Source organism: Bartonella sp. AP280QHHD, assembly GCF_042196125.1.
In the GTDB taxonomy this organism is placed as follows: Bacteria; Pseudomonadota; Alphaproteobacteria; order Rhizobiales; family Rhizobiaceae; genus Bartonella.
This window is the reverse complement of the sequence record NZ_JBHIPQ010000015.1, coordinates 90,223-107,465: the sequence shown is the minus strand read 5'-3', so window position 1 is coordinate 107,465 and position 17,243 is coordinate 90,223. Positions and strand designations below refer to the sequence as shown.

The window sequence follows — 17,243 nt, the reverse complement described above, 5'->3', positions numbered from 1 at the left end:
TTTGTAAGTATCCTTTATAGAGTATAATTTTCCGTTTTAATGGATCTCATCATAAGACGAGGGGATGTCGTTTAAAGGACGGAATGCATTATCGAAAGAGGCTGTTTTTATAAGAAGAAAATGCCTTTATAAAAAGATGCTTTTATAAGAGATGCCTTGATGAATGTAGGGGCTATACAAATGTAGGGGCTGTGAGATATTTCATCTTTAATGAAGAATTTTTAAAATGAAGCCTTTTTGATTAAGAAGCTTTCAAATGAGGATTAAGGTTGTTTGTCGCACGTTTTTTATACTGGATAATCGATTGCTTGTTTGACTTTGTTTTGTGTTGTGTTGCTTTTTAAAGAGCCATGTCTTAGGGCTCTCTTTTGCCCATTTTGCAAGGGTGCTCATGAAGGGTATAACGATAAAGTCCCCAATGAAATCCATATAAAGTTTGAATAATATAAAATCTATTGCACACTTCCATTTTTACGCTTGTGAAGAAGAAAGTCTATAGCATCACACATTTTGCCAGCTCTCATTGTTGCGGACAGCTCTTGGCATTTGAGGCGCTTCCTTAGAGGCATTTATCATCCTTTCTTAATGTTTTACTCTATATGGCTCTTTCTGCTTGTAACGCACAAGAGACATGGTTTGGGTTGATTTAATATGGAATAGGTTTGGAATAAGACAATCCTACGGTATTTAGGGTTCTCATTTAATATGAAAAACAATAAATTGTTATAAATCAGCGTATTGTTTGTAAACTTTACACATCAGATATTTCTTAGATTGAATATTTTTGCTTGTTGAGTTTTGTGAAACATTGTCTTTTGAAGTGTGGGTAATAGATAAGAGGATACAATGGCATTTGTGCTTGTAAGGTTTAGGGATTGTATGTTGTCACGTATGAGAAATTTTAAAAATAGACTTAAAGGGGCTTATAGCGCGTGTTTCATGGTGAAAAGAGTGCTAGATAAACCGGTTTTGCTGGTTGCATGTTCTCAAAGAGTGAGTGGGCATGTTAGAAGTGAGAAAATATCCGTATGATCGAAGATAAATCACAACACCAATCTGCCCATAAGGGAAATACGGCTTTTGCGTCACAGCCCGTGTTAAATCAGTGTGCGGTTTTCAAAAAATGGACGGCTCTCTCAAGAAAAGATTACGTCATCATTTTGTGTTTGGCTATCCTCTTGTTGGTGCTTTTTGCCGCGACTGTCTATATGAATCCTTTGGAGTTTTTTCACGTTATATCCAAAGAACAGTTTCAAGCACTGGGACAAATGGAACAAGGAGATCTTCGAAAAATGATTAAGGAGATCTTGAAACAGCCTTTTGAAAATAATCCTGCAATCGTGTTTTTGCGTGACGCGGGATGGAATAGTGTTTGGGCTTTTTTATGTCTCTTGCCGCAAATGATTTTTGGTGTTCTTGTGGTGTTCTTTCCACTCTTTTTTGTCTTTAACGCTATCTCTAAACGGGAGGTGAAGGAAATGATGAAGCTGTGGGATACATTGCCAGAGCAGCAACAGCTAGACAACCAATCTCTCAACAAAACACAATAGGGAAACAAGTGGCTGCTTCTTTTATAAGTACTTTTGTAATTTTGACTACAGTATGGTGGAGTACTGTCATGTTTCTCGGGGAGATCATGATACTTTTTTCTACTCTGATGACAATCTTGGTACTTTATTATTCTTTGATAAAACGGACAATATTGTTGTGTGGGATGCGGCGGAAATTAAAAAAGGGTGCATTACAGAATTTGGGGCATAATCAGAAAGTCAGCATAGGACAAAATACAGTTTTTGCAACAGAGCTCAGCTCCCTTTCTTTTAAAGAATCTTTGGAACTTTCAAGAAAAGATTATTGTATCATCTTTTTTCTAGCTTTCATTGTGATTGTGGTTTTCGCAGTTTTGCTCGCTTTTTTTGCTTTTTTTCCAAAATCTGTGATTTTTTTACACAATTATATGCCTCTATTGTTTAAGGTTGGCGTTTTTGGCATGCAGCTGCTGTTTTGGTTTTGTGCGTGTATTGTTGTCGCTTTACCTGTCATTTTAATCTTCCATAGTCTCCTTCATTATGGCGTGAAAAAAACAATAAAGAAATTAGAAATGGTTGCTTGAGAAGAGAATAAAAATGATGATTTCACATCAATGCGATAGGGGAAACACGTGACTATTGTTATAAAATTTTTGGCTTTTTTAGGGTTCACCATCATTGCCATTGTAATGTTTATGGTTATGATCCGGCTTCCTTACCGGTTGATCAAACATATCAGGTTATCTTTTAAACTCTCTCAAGACTTGAAAAAGAGTACAACGCAAAAAAAGCAAGCCATACAACAATTGTGCAATGATCTGGGAGAAATGAAAAGACACAATCTCGCCCATAAGACCCTTGATGCGACAATGCGCTTTCTTAACTTCAAAGAATTTCTGCCTCTTTCTTCAAAAGAATGTAAAATAATCTTTTTTATCTTTATCCTCTTTACTGTTTTGCAATCTGCTTTCTTTGTCGCAAATTTGGTATGGTGGAAGAGCGATATGGTCGGCGTTATCATGCAGCTGTTGAGCATTCTATGGTTTGGGCTTCTTCTCTTTTTTCCGATCATTGGGATCATGTGTATAAAATTAACGAGAAAATTGAACAAAAAACTTCAACAATTGAAAGAAGCAATACAACAACGCGATCAGGCAATTCGTATGAAGAATGGGCGTGGAGGATAAAATGACCAGTAGTCTTATAACATTAATGGCCTTTTCTTTCCTGTTCTTTATGGTCTTAAATGTTTTATTGTGGGTGCCAATCGTTGTCATTTATTACCTGTTTATCAAGCGTGCGCGGCTTTATTGTCGCGTGAAAAAGGAACTGAAATGCGTGCTGAATGAACGCGATATCGCCTTAAAACAGATCTCTCAAAAATAAAAAGCAGCTTTCTCTTGTTTGGCAAGACTATAAAAAAATATGCTATCTTTCTACGGTCATATTGACAGCTCCAACGGTTATAACTGTTGTCGTTAAGATATGGAGAGGGCAGGACTTTGTTTCTCTTGTCGTATTCGAGCCACTGGCATGGCTGCTTGCCTGTACTTTTTTATTCTTACCGATTGTTTTTATTATGCGTTTTATCGTGACCCGTCAGTTGAACAAAATGATACGGCAATTAGAAGAAGAGGTTGAGCAGAAAAAAGCACCCGTCATATTATACGATGTGAGTGAGGGGAAAATGAGCGAGGGGAAAAAGTGAAGAGAGGCTTTCGTTGAGCCTTGCTTTTGACTTGTTCATTAAGGAGCATGGGGGACACTTCTCGTTTTATGCTTTTTTTATATTTGTGTCGTGTTTTTTTAAAGAATTGAGGCTCTTACTTGAGTAGGATTCTTGCTTGAGTGCTGAGGGGAAAGTGAAGAGAGGCCGCTCTTGGACTTTACTTGCTGTTTCTGTTCTCTTAAAGAGAGAAAATCTTGTAACTTATTTTCTTTTTATCAAGCATAAAAATGTGTTTTACCAAGCGATATTGAGAGCGAAAAATCTATACTTAAAGCAAAAGATATTCTGGTGTTTGGGGAAGAAGAGCCCATTTTCTTGCAGGTGGAGAGGTAAGACGCATAGAGAAGATGAGCCAAAAGCACACGTTTTGCTCCATAGAAAGTGTAACAGTGCTTTTAAAGAGCCTGGGGTAGAGGGGGAAATTGAAAGAAAAGAGGGACATCTATTTATTTACGAGACCGTGAAGGACAGTTTCTCTCTCTGGATGAAAAAGGTTTTGTGCAATTTGGTTATGGAATTGTGAGAGACGCTGGTATCCATGCGGCGGCTTGCCAAATGATTAATCCTTATCATTTTAGGGCTTTATCATTTTGGGGGGGCCAGATTGACAACGAGGCATTGAGGCAAAGGGGTGGATTTTAAGGCAAAGGGATTGAAATTTTTTGAGGAAGAGGTAAGCGTAAGGCGTTTACGTCGTGCACTTGAGGAAGCTTGAGATAAGGGCAATGAATGAGGTTGATTTGGGACTGAGGTTGATCTTGTCTGCGTGCTTGGCTTTCAATAGAACACCCTTCCTTGGGAAAAGGGGTGTTTTGGGGCTTGTAAGCGCGCATGTATAAGCGCGTATAGGGCAAATGAATAAAATACGTAGAGGGGATTTATAGTGCTTGCATTACTCTGAGAAGGGTGCTAAGCGAATTTACCGCGCTGGTGGCGTGCTATCAAATATTGAAGAGTGGGAATTTTAGAAGTGGGGGAGTATCCGTATGATCGAAGATAAATCACAACACCAATTTGCCCATAAGGGAGATAAGGCTTTTGTATCACAGTCAGTGTTGGATCAATCGGCAACTTTCAAAAAATGGATGATGCTTTCAACAAGCGATTATATCATCATTTGTTGTTTGGCTATCCTCTTGTTGGTGCTTTTTTCCGCGTCTGCCTATATGGATCCTTTGGAATTTTTTCACGTTATATCCAAAGAACAGCTCCAAGCACTGGGACAAATGAAACAAGAAAGTCTTCAGGAAAGACTTCAGGAAAGTCTTAAACACCCTTTCCAAAATCCTATAATTCAGCATGTTCTTGATGCGGGGTGGAATAGTGTTTGGGCTTTTTTATGTCTCTTGCCGCAAATAATTTTTGGCGTTCTTTTTGGGTTGTTTCCGCTCTTTTTTGTCTTTAACGCCGTATTTAAACGGGATGTGAAGGAAATGATGCTACAATGGGAAACCTTGCCAGAGCAGCAACAGCTAGACAACCAATCTCTTAACAGAAGACAATAGGGGGGGAAAGTGACCGCTTCTTTAATCATTGGAATGTTGACTGCCGTAGGGACGACAATTTTTATTTGTTCTGCAATTTTTATGGTATTCCTTTCTACCGTGGTGACAATCGTTGCACTTTATTATTCGTTGATAAAACGGACAATCTTGTTATTGGTGACGCAGCGAAAATTAAAAAAGGGTGCAGCGCAGAATTTGAGGCATAATCAGGCAGAGGGTAGGGGACAGAATACAGTTCTTGCAACACAGTTGCGTGCCTTTTCTTTTCAAGAATCTTTGCTTCTCTCAAAAAAAGATTATTTTATGATCTTTTCTATCGCCTTCGTTATGGTTGCACTTAGCACAGGTGTTGTCGTTTTTTCAGCTTTTCTTCCAAAATCTGCGGTTTTTTTGCACAATTACGTGCCTATGATAGTGCTTCACATTATTGATTTTGTCATGCGACTGCTGTTTTGGGTCTGGACATGTATTGTTGTTTCTTTACCTGTCATTTTAATTCTCCATAGTCTCCTTCAGTATGGCGTGCAAGAAACAGTAAAGGAATTAGAAACATTTGCTTGAGAAGAAAATAAAAATGATGATTTCACATCAATGCGATAGGGAAAAAAAGGGAGCATTATGATGCAGCATTTGGCTTTTTTAGGGTTCATTATCATTGCCATTTTAATGGTTATGGTTATGGTTAGGCTTCCTTACCTGTTGATCAAATATATCAGGTTATCTTTTAAACTCGCTCAAGGCTTGAAAAAGAGTACGACGCAACAAAAGCAAGCCATACAACAATTGCGCAATGATCGGGGAGAAATGAAAAGACACAATCTCGCCCATAAGACCCTTGATGCGAAAATGCGCTTTCTTAACTTCAAAGAATCTCTGCCTTTTTATTCAAAAGAATGTAAAATAATCTTTTTTATCCTTATTCTCTTTTCTGTTTTGCAATCTGCTTTCTCTATCGCAAATTTTGTATGGTGGAAAAATGATAATGTTGCCTTTATCATGCAGCTGTTGAGCCTTATATGGTTAGGGGTTCTTCTCTTTTTTCCGATCATTGGGATCATGTGTATAAAATTAACGAGAAAATTGAACAAAATACTTCCACAATTGGAAGAAGCGATACAACAACGCGATCAGGCAATGCGTATGCAGAATGTGGAAGGGGGACAAAATGACGAGTAGTCTTATAACATTAATAGCCATTTCTTTCCTGTGTTTTACGCTCTTAGGTGTTTTAATATGGGCGCCAATCGTTGTCATTTATTACCTGTTTATCAAGCGTGCGAGGCTTTATTGTCGCGTGAAAAAGGAACTGAAATGCGTGTTGAATGAACGCGATATTGCCTTAAAACAGATCTCCCAAAAATAAAAAAGCAGCAGAATGTTTGATAAAAAACAGCTTTCTCTTGTTTGGCAAGACTATAAAAAAATATTCTATCTTTCTACGGTCATGGCGACTGCTCCAATAGTTATAACTGTTGTCGTTAAAATATGGAGAGGGCAGGACTTTGTTTCTCTTGTCGTATTCGAGCCACTGGCATGGATGCTTGCCTGTGTTTTTTTATTCTTACCGATTGTTTTTATTATGCGTTTTATCGTGACCCGTCAGTTGAACAAAATGATACGGCAATTAGAAGAAGAGGTTGAGCAGAAAGGAGCTCCCGTCATATTATACGATGTGAGCGAGGGGAAAGTGAGCGAAGGGAAAGTGAGCGAGGGGAAAATGAGCGAGGGGAAAGTGAGAGAGGGAAAGTGAGCGAGAGGAAAGTGAGCAAGGGGAAAGTGAGCGAGGGAAAGTGAGCGAGGGAAAGTGAGCGAGGGAAAGTGAGCGAGGGGAAAATGAGCGAGGGGAAAATGAGCGAGGGGAAAAAGTGAAGAGAGGCTTTCGTTGAGCCTTGCTTTTGACTTGTTCATTAAGGAGCATGGGGGACACTTCTCGTTTTATGCCTTTTTATATTTGTGTCGTGTTTTGAAAAGAATTGAGGCTCTTGCTTGAGAGGTGCTCTTGCTTGAGTGGTACTTTTGTTTGAGTGGGATTTTTGTGAGCTTTTAAGGGGAAAGTGAAGAGGGGCTGCTCTTGGACTTTACTTGCTGTTGGTGTTTTCTTAAAGAGTGAAAATCTTGTAACTTATTTTCTTTTATCAAGCATAAAAATGTGTTTTACCAAGCGATATTGAGAGCGAAAAATCTATACTTAAAGCAAAAGATATTCTGGTGTTTGGGGAAAAAAAGCCCATTTTCTTGCAGGTGGAGAGGCAAGACGCATAGAGAAGGTGAGCCAAAAGCACACGTTTTGCTCCATAGAAAGTGTAACAGTGCTTTTAAAGAGCTTGGGGTGGAGGGGGAAAATTGAAAGAAAAGAGGGACATCTATTTATTTACGAGACCGTTATTTATTTACGAGACCGTGAAGGACAGTTTCTCTCTCTGGATGAAAAAGGTTTTGTGCAATTTGGTTATGGAATTGTGAGAGGCGCTGGTATTCATGCGGCGGCTTGCCAAATGATTAATCCTTATCATTTTAGGGCTTTATCATTTTGGGGGGCCAGATTGACAACGAGGCATTGAGGCAAAGGGGTGGATTTTAAGGCAAAGGGATTGAAATTTCTTGAGGAAGAGGTAAGCGTAAGGCATTTATGCTGTGTACTTGAGGAAGTTTTCGATGAGGCAATGAATGAGGTTGATCTGGGACTGAGGTTGATCTTGTCTGCGTGCTTGGCTTTCAATAGAACACCCTTCCTTGGGAAAAGGAAATTGTGCTATCTCTCAAGTGGCTTCTTCTTTACTTGCACACCCTTGTGGTTTTGACATTGCTTGGTGATGTTAACATTTGGCAGCTTTCTCATAAAAGCTTTATGGAAGATGAAAGTTTGGGTTTTGAAAAAAATATCGAAAAAATCAATTTGGGCCGGTTTTGTTGATGATTTAAATCGTCATAAAGACAAAGCAACCTCGTTACGATTTTCTTGCACTCGTTTGCTTCTTCTTTGGAAAGCAGCTTATCTTCCTGAAAATAAAAAGAGCACTTAGAATTTTAGAGTCAGAGACCCAAATTTGTGCAATAGAAGAAGATATTTTTATGAAAATTTGATCGACGAGAAAAGAGAAGCCTTAAGATAATAGGGGGTACACTGTGAGTGATGAAAACATGATGTTTGAAGTTGATGAAAAAAAAGGCACCCCTGATATTGTCTTTATAAAAAATGAGGGGCAATGGAAAAAATGCATCATTGGATGAAGAATTACGGTCTTTTTCGCTGGAAGAAGCGTTTTTGACAAGCAAAAATTATAAAGTCATTTTTTTCATTGCTTTCATTGTGGCAGCTTTAAGAACGGCTCTTCTCTTCTTACTCATGTGGCTTGAGTGGAAGTTGGCGGGGTGGGAAGGGGATGTCGTGGCAGCTCTCTTTTGCATCGTGCAGGTTATATTAGATTTAATTTTTGTACTCATTCCTGTTGCCTTTGTGGTCGGTATCATTTTTACGCGTTTGTTGAAAAAAAAGATCGATAAGTTGGATCAAGAAATCTGGCAGCGAAGAAAAACGGCTTACCAACAAAACAGCGTGTGAAGGGAGGGCAGAAAATGAATACTGGTCTTTATATATTCTCATGCGTTGTAGGAGAGACCTTCTATTCGTGCGATGTTTGAAGGTGATGGAAAAAAATGCACCCTTGATATTGTCTTTATAAAAGATGAGGGATACAAGCGCTTGATATTGATGAACTCTCATTCATTGTGAGGACGAAAGCTTCGGTTCATGAAAATGGCTTGAAAATTGAAACAAATGAGGGATAAAAAATGAGGGGCAATGGAAAAAATTCACCATTGGATAAAGAACCACGGACTTTTGCGCTTGAAGAAGCGTTTCTGACACGCAAAAATTATAAAGTCATCTTTTGTATTGCTTTCATTGTGGCAGCTTTAAGAATGGCTCTTCGCTTCGTACCCATGTTGCTTGGGTGGAAGTTGGCGGAGTGGGAAGGGGATGTCGTGGCAGCTCTCTCGTTAATTATGGAGCTTATATCATGGTTTATTTTTTTGTTCATCCCTGTTGCCTTTGTGGTTCGTATCATTTTCACGGTTCTGTTGAAAGAAAAGATCGATATGTTGGAGCAAGCAATCTGGAAGCGGAGAAAAACCGCTTCTCAACAAAACAGCGCATGAAGGGGCGGAGAAAATGATAGATATTAAAATGATGGATATTATTGTTGTACTCTCGTGGGGTATGGGCTTGACGCTTTTCACGCTGCTTTCTGCTGTGGTCATGATGTTTATTTGGGCATTGTATTACTCTACTTTCAAGCGGGTGAGGCTGTATTGCCAAGTGACAAAAGAATTAAGCCGCGTGCTTGAACAACCTGTCGTTTTTGAGCCGTCTAGTGGAGCAATGCCGATGATTAAGCCGTTATCTGAGGAAAAAGAGTTTTCTCTTTCTGATGAGGAAATCTTAACGATGGAAAGTGCAACGGCGCTTTTAAAGAGTTTGGGGTGGAAGGTGGAAATTGAAGGAAAAGGAGATCATTTGGCCACCTATTATTTACCAGATCGTGAAGTGCAGTTTCTTTATAATGCTGAGAAGGGGTATCCGCGATTTGATTGTGCAATTGCGGTGGTTTCTGGTATCCATGCGGCGGCTTGCCAAACAATAGACCCTTATAATTCTGGAGGTTTGATTGCTCTTGAATTGAGTTTTGATGTGAAGGGGTTGGAAATTTTTGAAGAAAAGGTAAGCGTTGGATGTTTACGTCGTGTACTCGAGAAAGCTTTAGATGAGGCAATGACTGAGGTTGATCTTGGCAAGATGCTTCACTCTCAATATAGAATCCTGCCTTGGGAAAACAAAACTGTGGTCCCTCGGTTGGCTTCTTATTCCTTGCGTTATCTTGCTGCTCTGGCTTTGATGGGCGATGTTGAAACTTTACACTCTTATCACAAAAGCTTTATGGAAGGTGAGAAGCTGGGCTTTGAAACAAGCATCGAAGAGGAGCATCTGGAACGCGCAATGGTGATTGCTCAAGCGGTAGAAAAGACAAAGCAACCCAGTTACGATTTGCTTCAACAGGCGGCAAAGAATTTTTCCATGGAGGTGGAAAGCTATGAATGTTTTAGAGCTACAGATCCCAATTTGTGCAATAGAAGAAGAGATTCTTATGAAAATTTGATCGAGGAAAAAAGACAAGAATTAAGGCAACAGGGATATTTTGTTTATGAAAAGGACGCGATTTGTGAGGTTGATGGAAAAAACTATCGTCCTCATATTCTTTACATAAAGGATGGGGAGTTAGAATATATGGATGTAGAAATTAGGATTGATGAAAAAATTTATTGAGAAAAATAAAGAGTTTAGATAATTTAAAAAGAGCTTAAACCTAAAAATAATGCGTAAAAAGCGCGAAGCGTAAAAGCAGAGGGGAACAATGCAGGAGAAAAAAGCAACATTTGAAGAGTCTTTCTTTTCATTTAGAAAATTTATGGTGTCTTCAGTGGAAATGCGTAAAGGGGTGGGATGGTGTAAAATAATAGGGCACCGCTTTTTTATCATGTTTTGTACATGCCTTATCATGATGGCTTTAGAAGTTCCTGCGGGTGCAAAGTCTCTGGTACAGCCGTTGCAATGGACAAGATGGGAAGGAATTGGTTCTCTTATTTTTCTCTTACCAGTGTTGATATGGTTTTGTCTTCTCACACCCCTTTCTATTTTGTGGGGGATTTGTCGTTTTAAAGAGCGTAAATTGGAAAAAATAAAGAAAAAACTAAAAGAAAAAATAAAGCAGCAAGAGATTAATCAATGAGGTTATACGCATGAGGAGTGAGATCGCGGTTTTTATTTTTTTTCTGCCGATTGGATGTTTTTTTCTAAATGCAGTTACAGTTTTTGCCATTTTTGTGAATATGATTATTGTGGCGCCTTATTATTCTTTAATCAAGCGTTTGAGGCTCTATTACAGAGTGAAAAAACAAAGAGGTTTGATGAAAGAACAGCCGCAGCATTTTTGTTTCTTTGAAAAAAGCGGAAAAGAAAAAGAGAGAGTGCCGCAAAACTTAACACTAGAAACACAGATAAGTTTCTATTCGTTAAAAAAATGGCTCGCTTTTTCACGCAAAGATTATATCCTCCACGCATGCCTTTCTTTCATCATTATGTTTTTCAAAGCTTATGTCTATGTGATTTTCTTTAAAGAGATAGATGAGATCAGATTTGAATATTTTGTCATTCTCTTGCTTTTCTGGTTTTTTTTATCGGTATGTATTTTTGCAACGATCCCTGTTGTTGTGATCCTTCGTGAAATTTTAACCCATCGATTGAAAAAGAAGATTCAGCAGTTGGAAGAAGTGACTGAAGCAACCCAATCAATCAATTTATAAAGGGAAGGGGATAAAATGCATTACGAAATAGCGGCATTTTGGACGGTGATTTTGATCATTCTGCTGGGGGGTGTTTTTGATTTTTTCTTAACAATACCCATTGTGGCACTGTATATTTCTTTTATCAAGCGTTTGATCTCGTATTACAAGGTTACCAAACAATTAAACGCAGCGCTGAAAAAGCGCATGTAGTGCTCGTGTCATGGGGGAGGCGTAAGTTTTAGATCATGCCATTGCTTCACGGCTTGGGGAGAGGGCATCGATTGTTTTTCTCATTTTACGCTGATCTCTGGGGGAAAAGGGCTGTTGGCAATGAATAGGCTGATGATAGGTTTGTAATAGGCTGGTGATAGGCTTGTATAGGCTTTAATGGGGCGGTTTATCGGAAGTTTTGTTGTTTTCTGTGAATTTGCAAAATCGTAAAAACGTGAAACTGCAAAAAGGCGTGTGGTTGCTCAAGAGCCGTGAGGGTTGTGGGGAGGATATGGGGAGAAAAGGTGCCAATGGAGGCGTAATGGTTGGATTGTGCAATGCGTCAAAATTGGAATGGGGTAATGGGGAATTGGGGTAATGGAGGGCGTTGGGGGAAAAGGGTTGATGGCAATGAATAGGCTTGTATAGGCTTGTAATAGGCTGATGATAGGCTTTAATGGGGCGGTTTATCGGCAGTTTGCTTGTTTTCTGTAAATTTGCAAAATCGTAAAAACGTGAAACTGTAAAAAGGCGTGTGGTTGCTCAAGAGCCGTGATGGTTGTGGGGAGGATATGGGGTAAAGAGGGTGCCAATGGAGGATGGTTGGATTGTGCAATGCGTCAAAATTGGAATGTGGGAATGGGGGATTGGGGGAATGGAGGGCGTTGGGGGAAAAGGGTTGATGGCAATGAATAGGCTGATGATAGGTTTGTAATAGGCTGGTGATAGGCTTGTATAGGCTTTAATGGGGCGGTTTATCGGAAGTTTGTTGTTTTCTGTGAATTTGCAAAATCGTAAAAACGTGGAACTGTAAAAAGGTGTGTGGTTGCTCAAGAGCCGTGATGGTTGTGGGGAGGATATGGGGAGAAGAGGGTGCCAATGGAGGTGTAAAGGTTGGATTGTGCAATGTGTCATTGGAATGGGGGATTGGGGAATTGGGGTAATGGAGGGCGTTGGGGGAAAAGGGAAGTGTGTGTGGAATGGTGTTGAAAAGATAAGGAAAATAAAGTGCGCGTGTGGCACTGTATATTTCTTTATCAAGCGTTTGATCTCTTATTACAAGGTTACCAAACAATTAAACGCAGCGCTGAAAAAGCGCATGTAGTGCTCGTGTCATGGGGGAGGCGTAAGTTTTAGATCATGCCATTTCTTCACGGCTTGGGAGGAGGGCATCGATTGTTTTTCTCATTTTACGCTGATCTCTGGGGGAAAGGACTAATGGCAATGAATAGGCTGATGATAGGTTTGTAATAGGCTGATGATAGGCTGGTGATAGGCTTTAATGGGGCGGTTTATCGGCAGTTTGCTTGTTTTCTGTGAATTTGCAAAATTGTAAAAACGTGAAACTGTAAAAGGGCGTGTGGTTGGTCAAGAGCTGTGATGGTTGTGAGAGGGGGATAAGCCCGTGTGAGAAGGGTTAGAAAAACGTTTGGTTTTGAAGCTGTTGATATAGGCATGCTGTTTAGAGGCGTAAGGGAGGGGGATTGTTCGTTCTCAAAGCCTATGATGTAAGAGAGTATGGGCTATTCAAGAGGGTGTTCGGGTATGGATAGAGATTGAAGGGGTACTGCTTCTTTGCAAAGCCATAGGTGTTGCTCATAAGTTTTGTTTATTCATATGGTTTTTTATGGCATCCAGTACCTGTTGGCTTATCTCCTTATGGGTCAGCCATCGTAAACCTTTGGGCGTTGTTTTTTGTCCTAATTGAATGGGGATAAAATCAACCTTGTTTTTGCGCGCGCACTCGAGGATCATTTGATCATGCATGTTGGAACCAAAAATATGAAGAATACATGGCGGTTTAGGCAAAAGAGCCAACTGCTCAATTAATGCGCAAGAAAATGCATAGGCGGGCGAATGAATCCATAATATGCAATATTTTAGATCATGCCATTGCTTCACAGCTTCTAAAAATTGCGCCTTTGATGCCGCACAATCATAATCCAACGACACACACAACTGTTTGTTGTGCAATGCCTCAAGCTGGACTTTATGGGAAAGAAAGCGTGCAGCAATAATCACTTTTTGCGGCTCTAGTGATTGATACAAAGGGGCAAGCATCCCTGTGCCCCCTACCACTAAATAACGATAGTGCGCATCCTTTTTTTTCATGCCCCCTCCCTTATTGCTTTAAATCCCACCTCTTTGCTTTAAAAATGTGTACATTTCATCAGCAAGTCTTTCACAACGTGTTTGTACCTCTTCACTTGTAACTTTCCAAGTACGACCTTCATCATCTGAGGAAAAATCTTCGTTGGAAGAGGCGATTTGACATTGGAGTGTATAACCATAAAGCGTGTGTACCACCGGAACTAAATGCTCACACGGTTGTGCGCATTTTTTGGCCGTACTCCCATGAGAGATAAGCCCAACAGGTTTATTTAAAAAGGCATTATAGCTCAAATTATCAAGAGCATTTTTTAAAACACCCGAATAAGACCCTTGATAAACGGGGCTTGCTAGAATAACGCCATCAGCCGCTGCAATGGTTTTTACAAACTCACGGACCGCAGCACTTGGATTAGCCTCTACATGCTGATGATAATCTGGATCTGTCATCGGCAAGGGCTGTTCACGCAAATCAACCCACTGAAGTGATGCACCCCGCTTTATGAGGCAATCCGCTAAATAATTGGCTAAAGTTCTTGTTAAGGAAGGTTGACGCACAGACCCCAAAATAATTGCTATATTCAACAGGATTCTCCTTTATCTTTTCCCCACAAGCCTATAACGCAAGGCTTATAAAGAAGTGTGAGTAAAATGATGCGTATCATTATGCTGTTTATAAAGAGCAATTGTGATGATATCGCATCATCATAGAATCAGTTCATGCTAACAAGATTGTTAACAAAACAACACCTCAAACTTGCAAGGGAATGTTAGTGCTTTCATTAATATTAAAATGCTTGATCTCAAGAATTGCGGCTGTCTCTCTGTCTTAGAAGCGCTTTTATGAATATATTCTAAGCTATTGGCTTGCAAGAACTCTAATGAAAAATGGAATGTATCGTCATATTTTGAATGTTCATTGATCCTTTTTAATTGGAATAAGAAAATTGTAAGATTTTCTCATTTCAAATGCTCTTATTGCGCGATCAATTTGCGCATCAATGGAAGTTCCTTTTTTCATGTCTTAAGTGGGCGGAAAACAATAGAGAAAAGAATAAAAATGCTTCTGTCTTTTCAAGGGATAAAGGCTATCGTAGAAGCTAGATAGGGCTGTTTGTAGGGGGCAGCGGTATGGCTGTTTGTAGGGGGCAGAGCGGTATGGCTGTTTTAGGGGGCAGTGGTATGGCTGTTTGTAGGGGCAGAGCGGTATGGCTGTTTGTAGGGTGCGGGCGGGTATGGCTGTTTGTAGGGGGGGCGGGTAAAGGCTGTTGTAGAGGCAGCGGTATGGCTGTTGTAGGGGCAGAGCGGTATGGCTGTTTGTAGGGTGCGGGCGGGTATGGCTGTTTGTAGGGTGCGGGCGGGTATGGTTGTTGTCGGGAGCCTTAGGGTAATGGGGGGGGTGTCCGTGTTGAGGAACGAGTTATGGCGTGGCTTGTCGCAAGGGGAGGGTAAGGCTATTGTAGAGGCCGCAGGGGGCGTATATGAATGGCGCCGGATTACATTTTTTATTGAAACAATAGGGGTGATAGAGTTTATAGTAAGGGGATATATTCATGGGAGCGCTATTGTTATCCCTTTCATGGGGGATGTTCATGAAATGGGGTGTACGCGCGTTGGTTTGGAAGTGTTGAGAGATTTCTTTAAAACAAGCACGTGAATTGGCAAAAGTATTGGCAACATGAATATGCAATACGAGTATTTTCTGGGGTGTTCTGTTTGACCATAATGGATGCAATTGTGCTTGAGAGATTATGCGTGTCCTTATAAAAGTTAGGGACAAACAGTTGCATAAAAGGGAAGAGCAAATGAAGGGGGAAAATTCCACATTTTATAACAAACGGTGCTCTCTTTTTTTTGGAAAATCATTTCGTTCTTATAAAGATCATATGATTATTTGTCTTATTTCTATCCTTGTTGGGATAGGTTATAAAGCTCTTTTGATTCCATTAGAAGCCAAGTGGCCGTTGAGTGTATCACAGGATAGCACTCTTTTGGCGCTCTTTGTGCTGCGTGAAGTCATCATGGTTGTTGTTGTTGCCTTGATGCCTGTTTTATTGGTGCTTTATCTCATCTTAATGTATTTGTTGAAAAAAAAGATTCAGCAGTTAGAAGAGGCTATCCAGCAACGGGGTCACACAATCGATCAACAAAATAATCCAGTAAAAAACAATAGAGAAAAAATAATCTGTTTTTTTATCGTATACTTTTGGTTGATATTTCTGCTAAACGTCTTTTTTCCTGCGGGTGTTGTCATGCTCATTTTAGAATTTTATTATTTTGTTTTCAAGCGCGTGAGAACCTATTGTAGAGTGAAACGGGAATTAAAACGCGTAAGATAAAGAGAGTGACAAGGCGCTTTTGTAGCTATCGTGAGGGGTAAGAGGCAATGTTTAGAAGCTCTCGTGACACAAGAAGAGGGGATGGTTGGAAAATCATCAGGCAAAGAAGAGAGTCTATTTTCGTTTGTAATGAGGAGGATGCTCTTAATCATTGGGAAGAGCAACCACGCTTTTAGAAAATTGGGGTTTTTTGTTGAAAACAAGGGAAGCGCCATGCATCGCACTTTTCGTGGTTCTTAAAAGAGCGGGCATGAGATAAAGAAATGCGTTTTTCATAAAAAAAGGAAGAGCAATGAAGGGGAAAAATTCAGCATTTTGTAATGAACTGCGCCATTTTTTCGAAAAAAGTATTTTTTCTGAGAAAGAGCGTGTTGTCATTTGTTTCCTCTCCCTCATTATTGAGTTGTGGAACAGGATTTTCTTTCTCCCATCCTTAGGCAGCAAAGAGAACTTGACAGGGTGGCAGGATACACCCCTTTTTCTCTCTTTGTGTACGTTTTGGCAAATTATTACAGTGTGTGTTTGGGTCTTGTTCCCAGTTATGTTGATACTCTGCATAACATTGTGGCTTTTGTTGAGAAAAAATACTCAAAAATTGAAAGAAATAAACAAGCAACGGGGTAAAATAACCGATCAAAAGGATTGGTATAAAAAAGGCGATAGAGAAAAATGGAGTGATATTCTTGTTACAATATTTGGTCTCGTGCTTCTGTTCGTGACACTGTGGGTTGCTTGTATTCCCATGATGATTTTGGAACTTTATTATGGTGTCTTTAAGCAGGTGAGAACGTATCGCTGTTTAAGAAAAGAACTGAAAAACGTCTTGCAAGAACAGGATACAGCGCTTGAGAAGTCATGAGAGGGAAAAAATAATGAAGAAATTATGAGAGATTCAGCCTTTATAGGGATTGCTCTCTATACCATTTTGCCTTTGATATGTTTTGGTGCTCTTTATGGGGTGTCCGTAAAACATTGCTTTAAAGGAGCAGTGTTGGGTGGCATTGAGTGGAAGAAAAGCCGATTATGGATCAGTGTTGATTAAAGGGAATAAGAGCCCGTGGGGTTTAGAGCCTAGAGTGAGCGCTTGGGACTTACTTTATCGTTTGAGGCGTGAGGAAGGAACGGTTTTGCTCGTAGGGGCGCGCGGTATATGGGTTGTTTTCGTATTTTTATGAGCCTTGTTCATTCAAGCTTTGAATTGAATCCTATTGAAGTGGGGATGCAGGGTCATTTTCTTGAAAATAGGAGAATTTTTAGGAAGAAAAAGCTGAATTGTGACTATTGTTTATAGATTGGCGTGGTTTGAAAATCTTTATTGTTTGCAATGTGAGGAAGGTAAGAGGGTAGCAAGGTAGCAGGAATATTATTATTTTTATTATGACGCAATCCATAATGGTCTGTGTACTTTTCTTGATTTCGGTGATATTTGGGTTTTGCATCATCATAATGCGTAAATTGGAAAAAAAGATCCAGAAACGAG

General features: G+C 39.8%; 26 protein-coding genes. 22 read left to right on the top strand and 4 right to left on the bottom strand.

What is annotated here, in order from left to right; genetic code table 11:
* Positions 1–1,028: 1,028 nt before the first annotated feature.
* The 5 genes from ACFIMK_RS01550 to ACFIMK_RS01530 all read left to right on the top strand — a co-directional run bounded on the left by ACFIMK_RS01550 (position 1,029) and on the right by ACFIMK_RS01530 (position 3,237).
* Positions 1,029–1,550, top strand: coding sequence for a hypothetical protein (locus ACFIMK_RS01550; RefSeq protein WP_375613261.1), 522 nt, complete (start codon positions 1,029–1,031; stop codon positions 1,548–1,550).
* An 8-nt stretch (positions 1,551–1,558) separates the two neighbouring features.
* The gene (locus tag ACFIMK_RS01545) at positions 1,559–2,113 is read left to right on the top strand and encodes a hypothetical protein (protein WP_375611610.1); all 555 of its coding nucleotides are present in this window, start codon (positions 1,559–1,561) and stop codon (positions 2,111–2,113) included.
* Positions 2,114–2,161: 48 nt separating this feature from the next.
* The gene (locus ACFIMK_RS01540; protein ID WP_375630091.1) at positions 2,162–2,716 is read left to right on the top strand and encodes a hypothetical protein; all 555 of its coding nucleotides are present in this window, start codon (positions 2,162–2,164) and stop codon (positions 2,714–2,716) included.
* A gap of 1 nt (position 2,717) precedes the next feature.
* Positions 2,718–2,915 carry a hypothetical protein gene (locus ACFIMK_RS01535; RefSeq protein ID WP_375647100.1) on the top strand — a complete coding sequence of 66 codons (198 nt, stop codon included), beginning with the start codon at positions 2,718–2,720 and terminating at the stop codon, positions 2,913–2,915.
* Between the two features lie 61 nt (positions 2,916–2,976).
* The gene (locus ACFIMK_RS01530; protein WP_375682710.1) at positions 2,977–3,237 is read left to right on the top strand and encodes a hypothetical protein; all 261 of its coding nucleotides are present in this window, start codon (positions 2,977–2,979) and stop codon (positions 3,235–3,237) included.
* Between the two features lie 659 nt (positions 3,238–3,896).
* Here ACFIMK_RS01530 and ACFIMK_RS01525 read toward each other — a convergent pair.
* Positions 3,897–4,091 (bottom strand): hypothetical protein, encoded by a 195-nt coding sequence (locus tag ACFIMK_RS01525; protein WP_375682887.1) that lies wholly within the window; start codon positions 4,089–4,091, stop codon positions 3,897–3,899.
* Positions 4,092–4,244: 153 nt separating this feature from the next.
* On the opposite strand from ACFIMK_RS01525, the gene ACFIMK_RS01520 reads away from it, so the two are divergent.
* The 12 genes from ACFIMK_RS01520 (at position 4,245) to ACFIMK_RS01465 (ending at position 12,011) form a co-directional block, all read left to right on the top strand.
* The gene (locus tag ACFIMK_RS01520; protein ID WP_375682886.1) at positions 4,245–4,763 is read left to right on the top strand and encodes a hypothetical protein; all 519 of its coding nucleotides are present in this window, start codon (positions 4,245–4,247) and stop codon (positions 4,761–4,763) included.
* A 9-nt stretch (positions 4,764–4,772) separates the two neighbouring features.
* Positions 4,773–5,324, top strand: coding sequence for a hypothetical protein (locus ACFIMK_RS01515; protein ID WP_375668238.1), 552 nt, complete (start codon positions 4,773–4,775; stop codon positions 5,322–5,324).
* 57 nt (positions 5,325–5,381) lie between these two features.
* The gene (locus tag ACFIMK_RS01510; RefSeq protein ID WP_375668237.1) at positions 5,382–5,939 is read left to right on the top strand and encodes a hypothetical protein; all 558 of its coding nucleotides are present in this window, start codon (positions 5,382–5,384) and stop codon (positions 5,937–5,939) included.
* A complete protein-coding gene (locus ACFIMK_RS01505; RefSeq protein ID WP_375664355.1) occupies positions 5,929–6,126 on the top strand; it encodes a hypothetical protein in 198 nt (65 codons plus the stop codon). The genes ACFIMK_RS01510 and ACFIMK_RS01505 overlap by 11 nt, the downstream gene beginning before the upstream one ends.
* A 12-nt stretch (positions 6,127–6,138) precedes the next feature.
* Positions 6,139–6,513, top strand: a complete 375-nt coding sequence (locus tag ACFIMK_RS01500) for a hypothetical protein (protein WP_375682885.1) — start codon at positions 6,139–6,141, stop codon at positions 6,511–6,513.
* A gap of 559 nt (positions 6,514–7,072) precedes the next feature.
* On the top strand, positions 7,073–7,324 hold the full coding sequence (locus ACFIMK_RS01495) for a hypothetical protein (RefSeq protein WP_375611617.1): 252 nt from the start codon (positions 7,073–7,075) through the stop codon (positions 7,322–7,324).
* A gap of 662 nt (positions 7,325–7,986) precedes the next feature.
* A complete protein-coding gene (locus ACFIMK_RS01490; RefSeq protein WP_375675290.1) occupies positions 7,987–8,325 on the top strand; it encodes a hypothetical protein in 339 nt (112 codons plus the stop codon).
* 230 nt (positions 8,326–8,555) lie between these two features.
* On the top strand, positions 8,556–8,921 hold the full coding sequence (locus ACFIMK_RS01485) for a hypothetical protein (protein WP_375627744.1): 366 nt from the start codon (positions 8,556–8,558) through the stop codon (positions 8,919–8,921).
* Positions 8,922–8,934: 13 nt separating this feature from the next.
* Complete coding sequence (locus ACFIMK_RS01480; RefSeq protein ID WP_375682884.1) at positions 8,935–10,086, top strand: DUF6990 domain-containing protein; 1,152 nt, start codon at positions 8,935–8,937, stop codon at positions 10,084–10,086.
* An 88-nt stretch (positions 10,087–10,174) separates the two neighbouring features.
* Positions 10,175–10,549 carry a hypothetical protein gene (locus ACFIMK_RS01475; protein WP_375682701.1) on the top strand — a complete coding sequence of 125 codons (375 nt, stop codon included), beginning with the start codon at positions 10,175–10,177 and terminating at the stop codon, positions 10,547–10,549.
* A 10-nt stretch (positions 10,550–10,559) separates the two neighbouring features.
* Positions 10,560–11,123 (top strand): hypothetical protein, encoded by a 564-nt coding sequence (locus tag ACFIMK_RS01470; RefSeq protein ID WP_375630080.1) that lies wholly within the window; start codon positions 10,560–10,562, stop codon positions 11,121–11,123.
* A 747-nt stretch (positions 11,124–11,870) separates the two neighbouring features.
* Positions 11,871–12,011 carry a hypothetical protein gene (locus ACFIMK_RS01465; RefSeq protein ID WP_375681506.1) on the top strand — a complete coding sequence of 47 codons (141 nt, stop codon included), beginning with the start codon at positions 11,871–11,873 and terminating at the stop codon, positions 12,009–12,011.
* A gap of 900 nt (positions 12,012–12,911) precedes the next feature.
* On the opposite strand, the gene ACFIMK_RS01460 is transcribed toward ACFIMK_RS01465, so the two are convergent.
* On the bottom strand, positions 12,912–13,427 hold the full coding sequence (locus ACFIMK_RS01460; protein WP_375638452.1) for a short-chain dehydrogenase: 516 nt from the start codon (positions 13,425–13,427) through the stop codon (positions 12,912–12,914).
* Positions 13,428–13,445: 18 nt separating this feature from the next.
* Positions 13,446–14,009, bottom strand: a complete 564-nt coding sequence (locus ACFIMK_RS01455; protein WP_375682883.1) for an NADPH-dependent FMN reductase — start codon at positions 14,007–14,009, stop codon at positions 13,446–13,448.
* Positions 14,010–14,555: 546 nt separating this feature from the next.
* Here ACFIMK_RS01455 and ACFIMK_RS01450 point away from each other — a divergent pair.
* The 3 genes from ACFIMK_RS01450 (at position 14,556) to ACFIMK_RS01440 (ending at position 15,763) form a co-directional block, all read left to right on the top strand.
* On the top strand, positions 14,556–14,747 hold the full coding sequence (locus tag ACFIMK_RS01450; RefSeq protein ID WP_375675264.1) for a hypothetical protein: 192 nt from the start codon (positions 14,556–14,558) through the stop codon (positions 14,745–14,747).
* Complete coding sequence (locus ACFIMK_RS01445) at positions 14,734–15,081, top strand: hypothetical protein (RefSeq protein WP_375682882.1); 348 nt, start codon at positions 14,734–14,736, stop codon at positions 15,079–15,081. The genes ACFIMK_RS01450 and ACFIMK_RS01445 overlap by 14 nt, the downstream gene beginning before the upstream one ends.
* A 148-nt stretch (positions 15,082–15,229) precedes the next feature.
* On the top strand, positions 15,230–15,763 hold the full coding sequence (locus ACFIMK_RS01440) for a hypothetical protein (protein WP_375638454.1): 534 nt from the start codon (positions 15,230–15,232) through the stop codon (positions 15,761–15,763).
* 144 nt (positions 15,764–15,907) lie between these two features.
* Here ACFIMK_RS01440 and ACFIMK_RS01435 read toward each other — a convergent pair whose 3' ends face one another.
* Positions 15,908–16,141 (bottom strand): hypothetical protein, encoded by a 234-nt coding sequence (locus ACFIMK_RS01435; RefSeq protein ID WP_375682693.1) that lies wholly within the window; start codon positions 16,139–16,141, stop codon positions 15,908–15,910.
* Between the two features lie 196 nt (positions 16,142–16,337).
* Between ACFIMK_RS01435 and ACFIMK_RS01430 the strand changes: the two genes are divergently transcribed.
* Both ACFIMK_RS01430 and ACFIMK_RS01425 read left to right on the top strand, forming a co-directional pair.
* Positions 16,338–16,622: a hypothetical protein gene (locus tag ACFIMK_RS01430; RefSeq protein WP_375682692.1), complete on the top strand. Its 285-nt coding sequence runs from the start codon at positions 16,338–16,340 to the stop codon at positions 16,620–16,622.
* A 136-nt stretch (positions 16,623–16,758) separates the two neighbouring features.
* The gene (locus ACFIMK_RS01425; RefSeq protein ID WP_375613624.1) at positions 16,759–16,938 is read left to right on the top strand and encodes a hypothetical protein; all 180 of its coding nucleotides are present in this window, start codon (positions 16,759–16,761) and stop codon (positions 16,936–16,938) included.
* Positions 16,939–17,243: the final 305 nt, after the last annotated feature.

What these genes read in the sequence shown, in the direction of transcription:
- ACFIMK_RS01550 (WP_375613261.1), top strand. Translation starts at nt 1,029, where the DNA reads ATGATCGAAGATAAATCACAACACCAATCTGCCCATAAGGGAAATACG.
- ACFIMK_RS01535 (WP_375647100.1), top strand. Translation starts at nt 2,718, where the DNA reads ATGACCAGTAGTCTTATAACATTAATGGCCTTTTCTTTCCTGTTCTTT.
- ACFIMK_RS01525 (WP_375682887.1), bottom strand. Translation starts at nt 4,091, where the DNA reads ATGCGCGCTTACAAGCCCCAAAACACCCCTTTTCCCAAGGAAGGGTGT.
- ACFIMK_RS01520 (WP_375682886.1), top strand. Translation starts at nt 4,245, where the DNA reads ATGATCGAAGATAAATCACAACACCAATTTGCCCATAAGGGAGATAAG.
- ACFIMK_RS01510 (WP_375668237.1), top strand. Translation starts at nt 5,382, where the DNA reads ATGATGCAGCATTTGGCTTTTTTAGGGTTCATTATCATTGCCATTTTA.
- ACFIMK_RS01505 (WP_375664355.1), top strand. Translation starts at nt 5,929, where the DNA reads ATGACGAGTAGTCTTATAACATTAATAGCCATTTCTTTCCTGTGTTTT.
- ACFIMK_RS01500 (WP_375682885.1), top strand. Translation starts at nt 6,139, where the DNA reads ATGTTTGATAAAAAACAGCTTTCTCTTGTTTGGCAAGACTATAAAAAA.
- ACFIMK_RS01485 (WP_375627744.1), top strand. Translation starts at nt 8,556, where the DNA reads ATGAGGGGCAATGGAAAAAATTCACCATTGGATAAAGAACCACGGACT.
- ACFIMK_RS01480 (WP_375682884.1), top strand. Translation starts at nt 8,935, where the DNA reads ATGATAGATATTAAAATGATGGATATTATTGTTGTACTCTCGTGGGGT.
- ACFIMK_RS01475 (WP_375682701.1), top strand. Translation starts at nt 10,175, where the DNA reads ATGCAGGAGAAAAAAGCAACATTTGAAGAGTCTTTCTTTTCATTTAGA.
- ACFIMK_RS01470 (WP_375630080.1), top strand. Translation starts at nt 10,560, where the DNA reads ATGAGGAGTGAGATCGCGGTTTTTATTTTTTTTCTGCCGATTGGATGT.
- ACFIMK_RS01465 (WP_375681506.1), top strand. Translation starts at nt 11,871, where the DNA reads ATGGTTGTGGGGAGGATATGGGGTAAAGAGGGTGCCAATGGAGGATGG.
- ACFIMK_RS01460 (WP_375638452.1), bottom strand. Translation starts at nt 13,427, where the DNA reads ATGAAAAAAAAGGATGCGCACTATCGTTATTTAGTGGTAGGGGGCACA.
- ACFIMK_RS01450 (WP_375675264.1), top strand. Translation starts at nt 14,556, where the DNA reads ATGGCTGTTTGTAGGGGGCAGAGCGGTATGGCTGTTTTAGGGGGCAGT.
- ACFIMK_RS01445 (WP_375682882.1), top strand. Translation starts at nt 14,734, where the DNA reads ATGGCTGTTTGTAGGGTGCGGGCGGGTATGGCTGTTTGTAGGGTGCGG.
- ACFIMK_RS01440 (WP_375638454.1), top strand. Translation starts at nt 15,230, where the DNA reads ATGAAGGGGGAAAATTCCACATTTTATAACAAACGGTGCTCTCTTTTT.
- ACFIMK_RS01435 (WP_375682693.1), bottom strand. Translation starts at nt 16,141, where the DNA reads ATGACAACACGCTCTTTCTCAGAAAAAATACTTTTTTCGAAAAAATGG.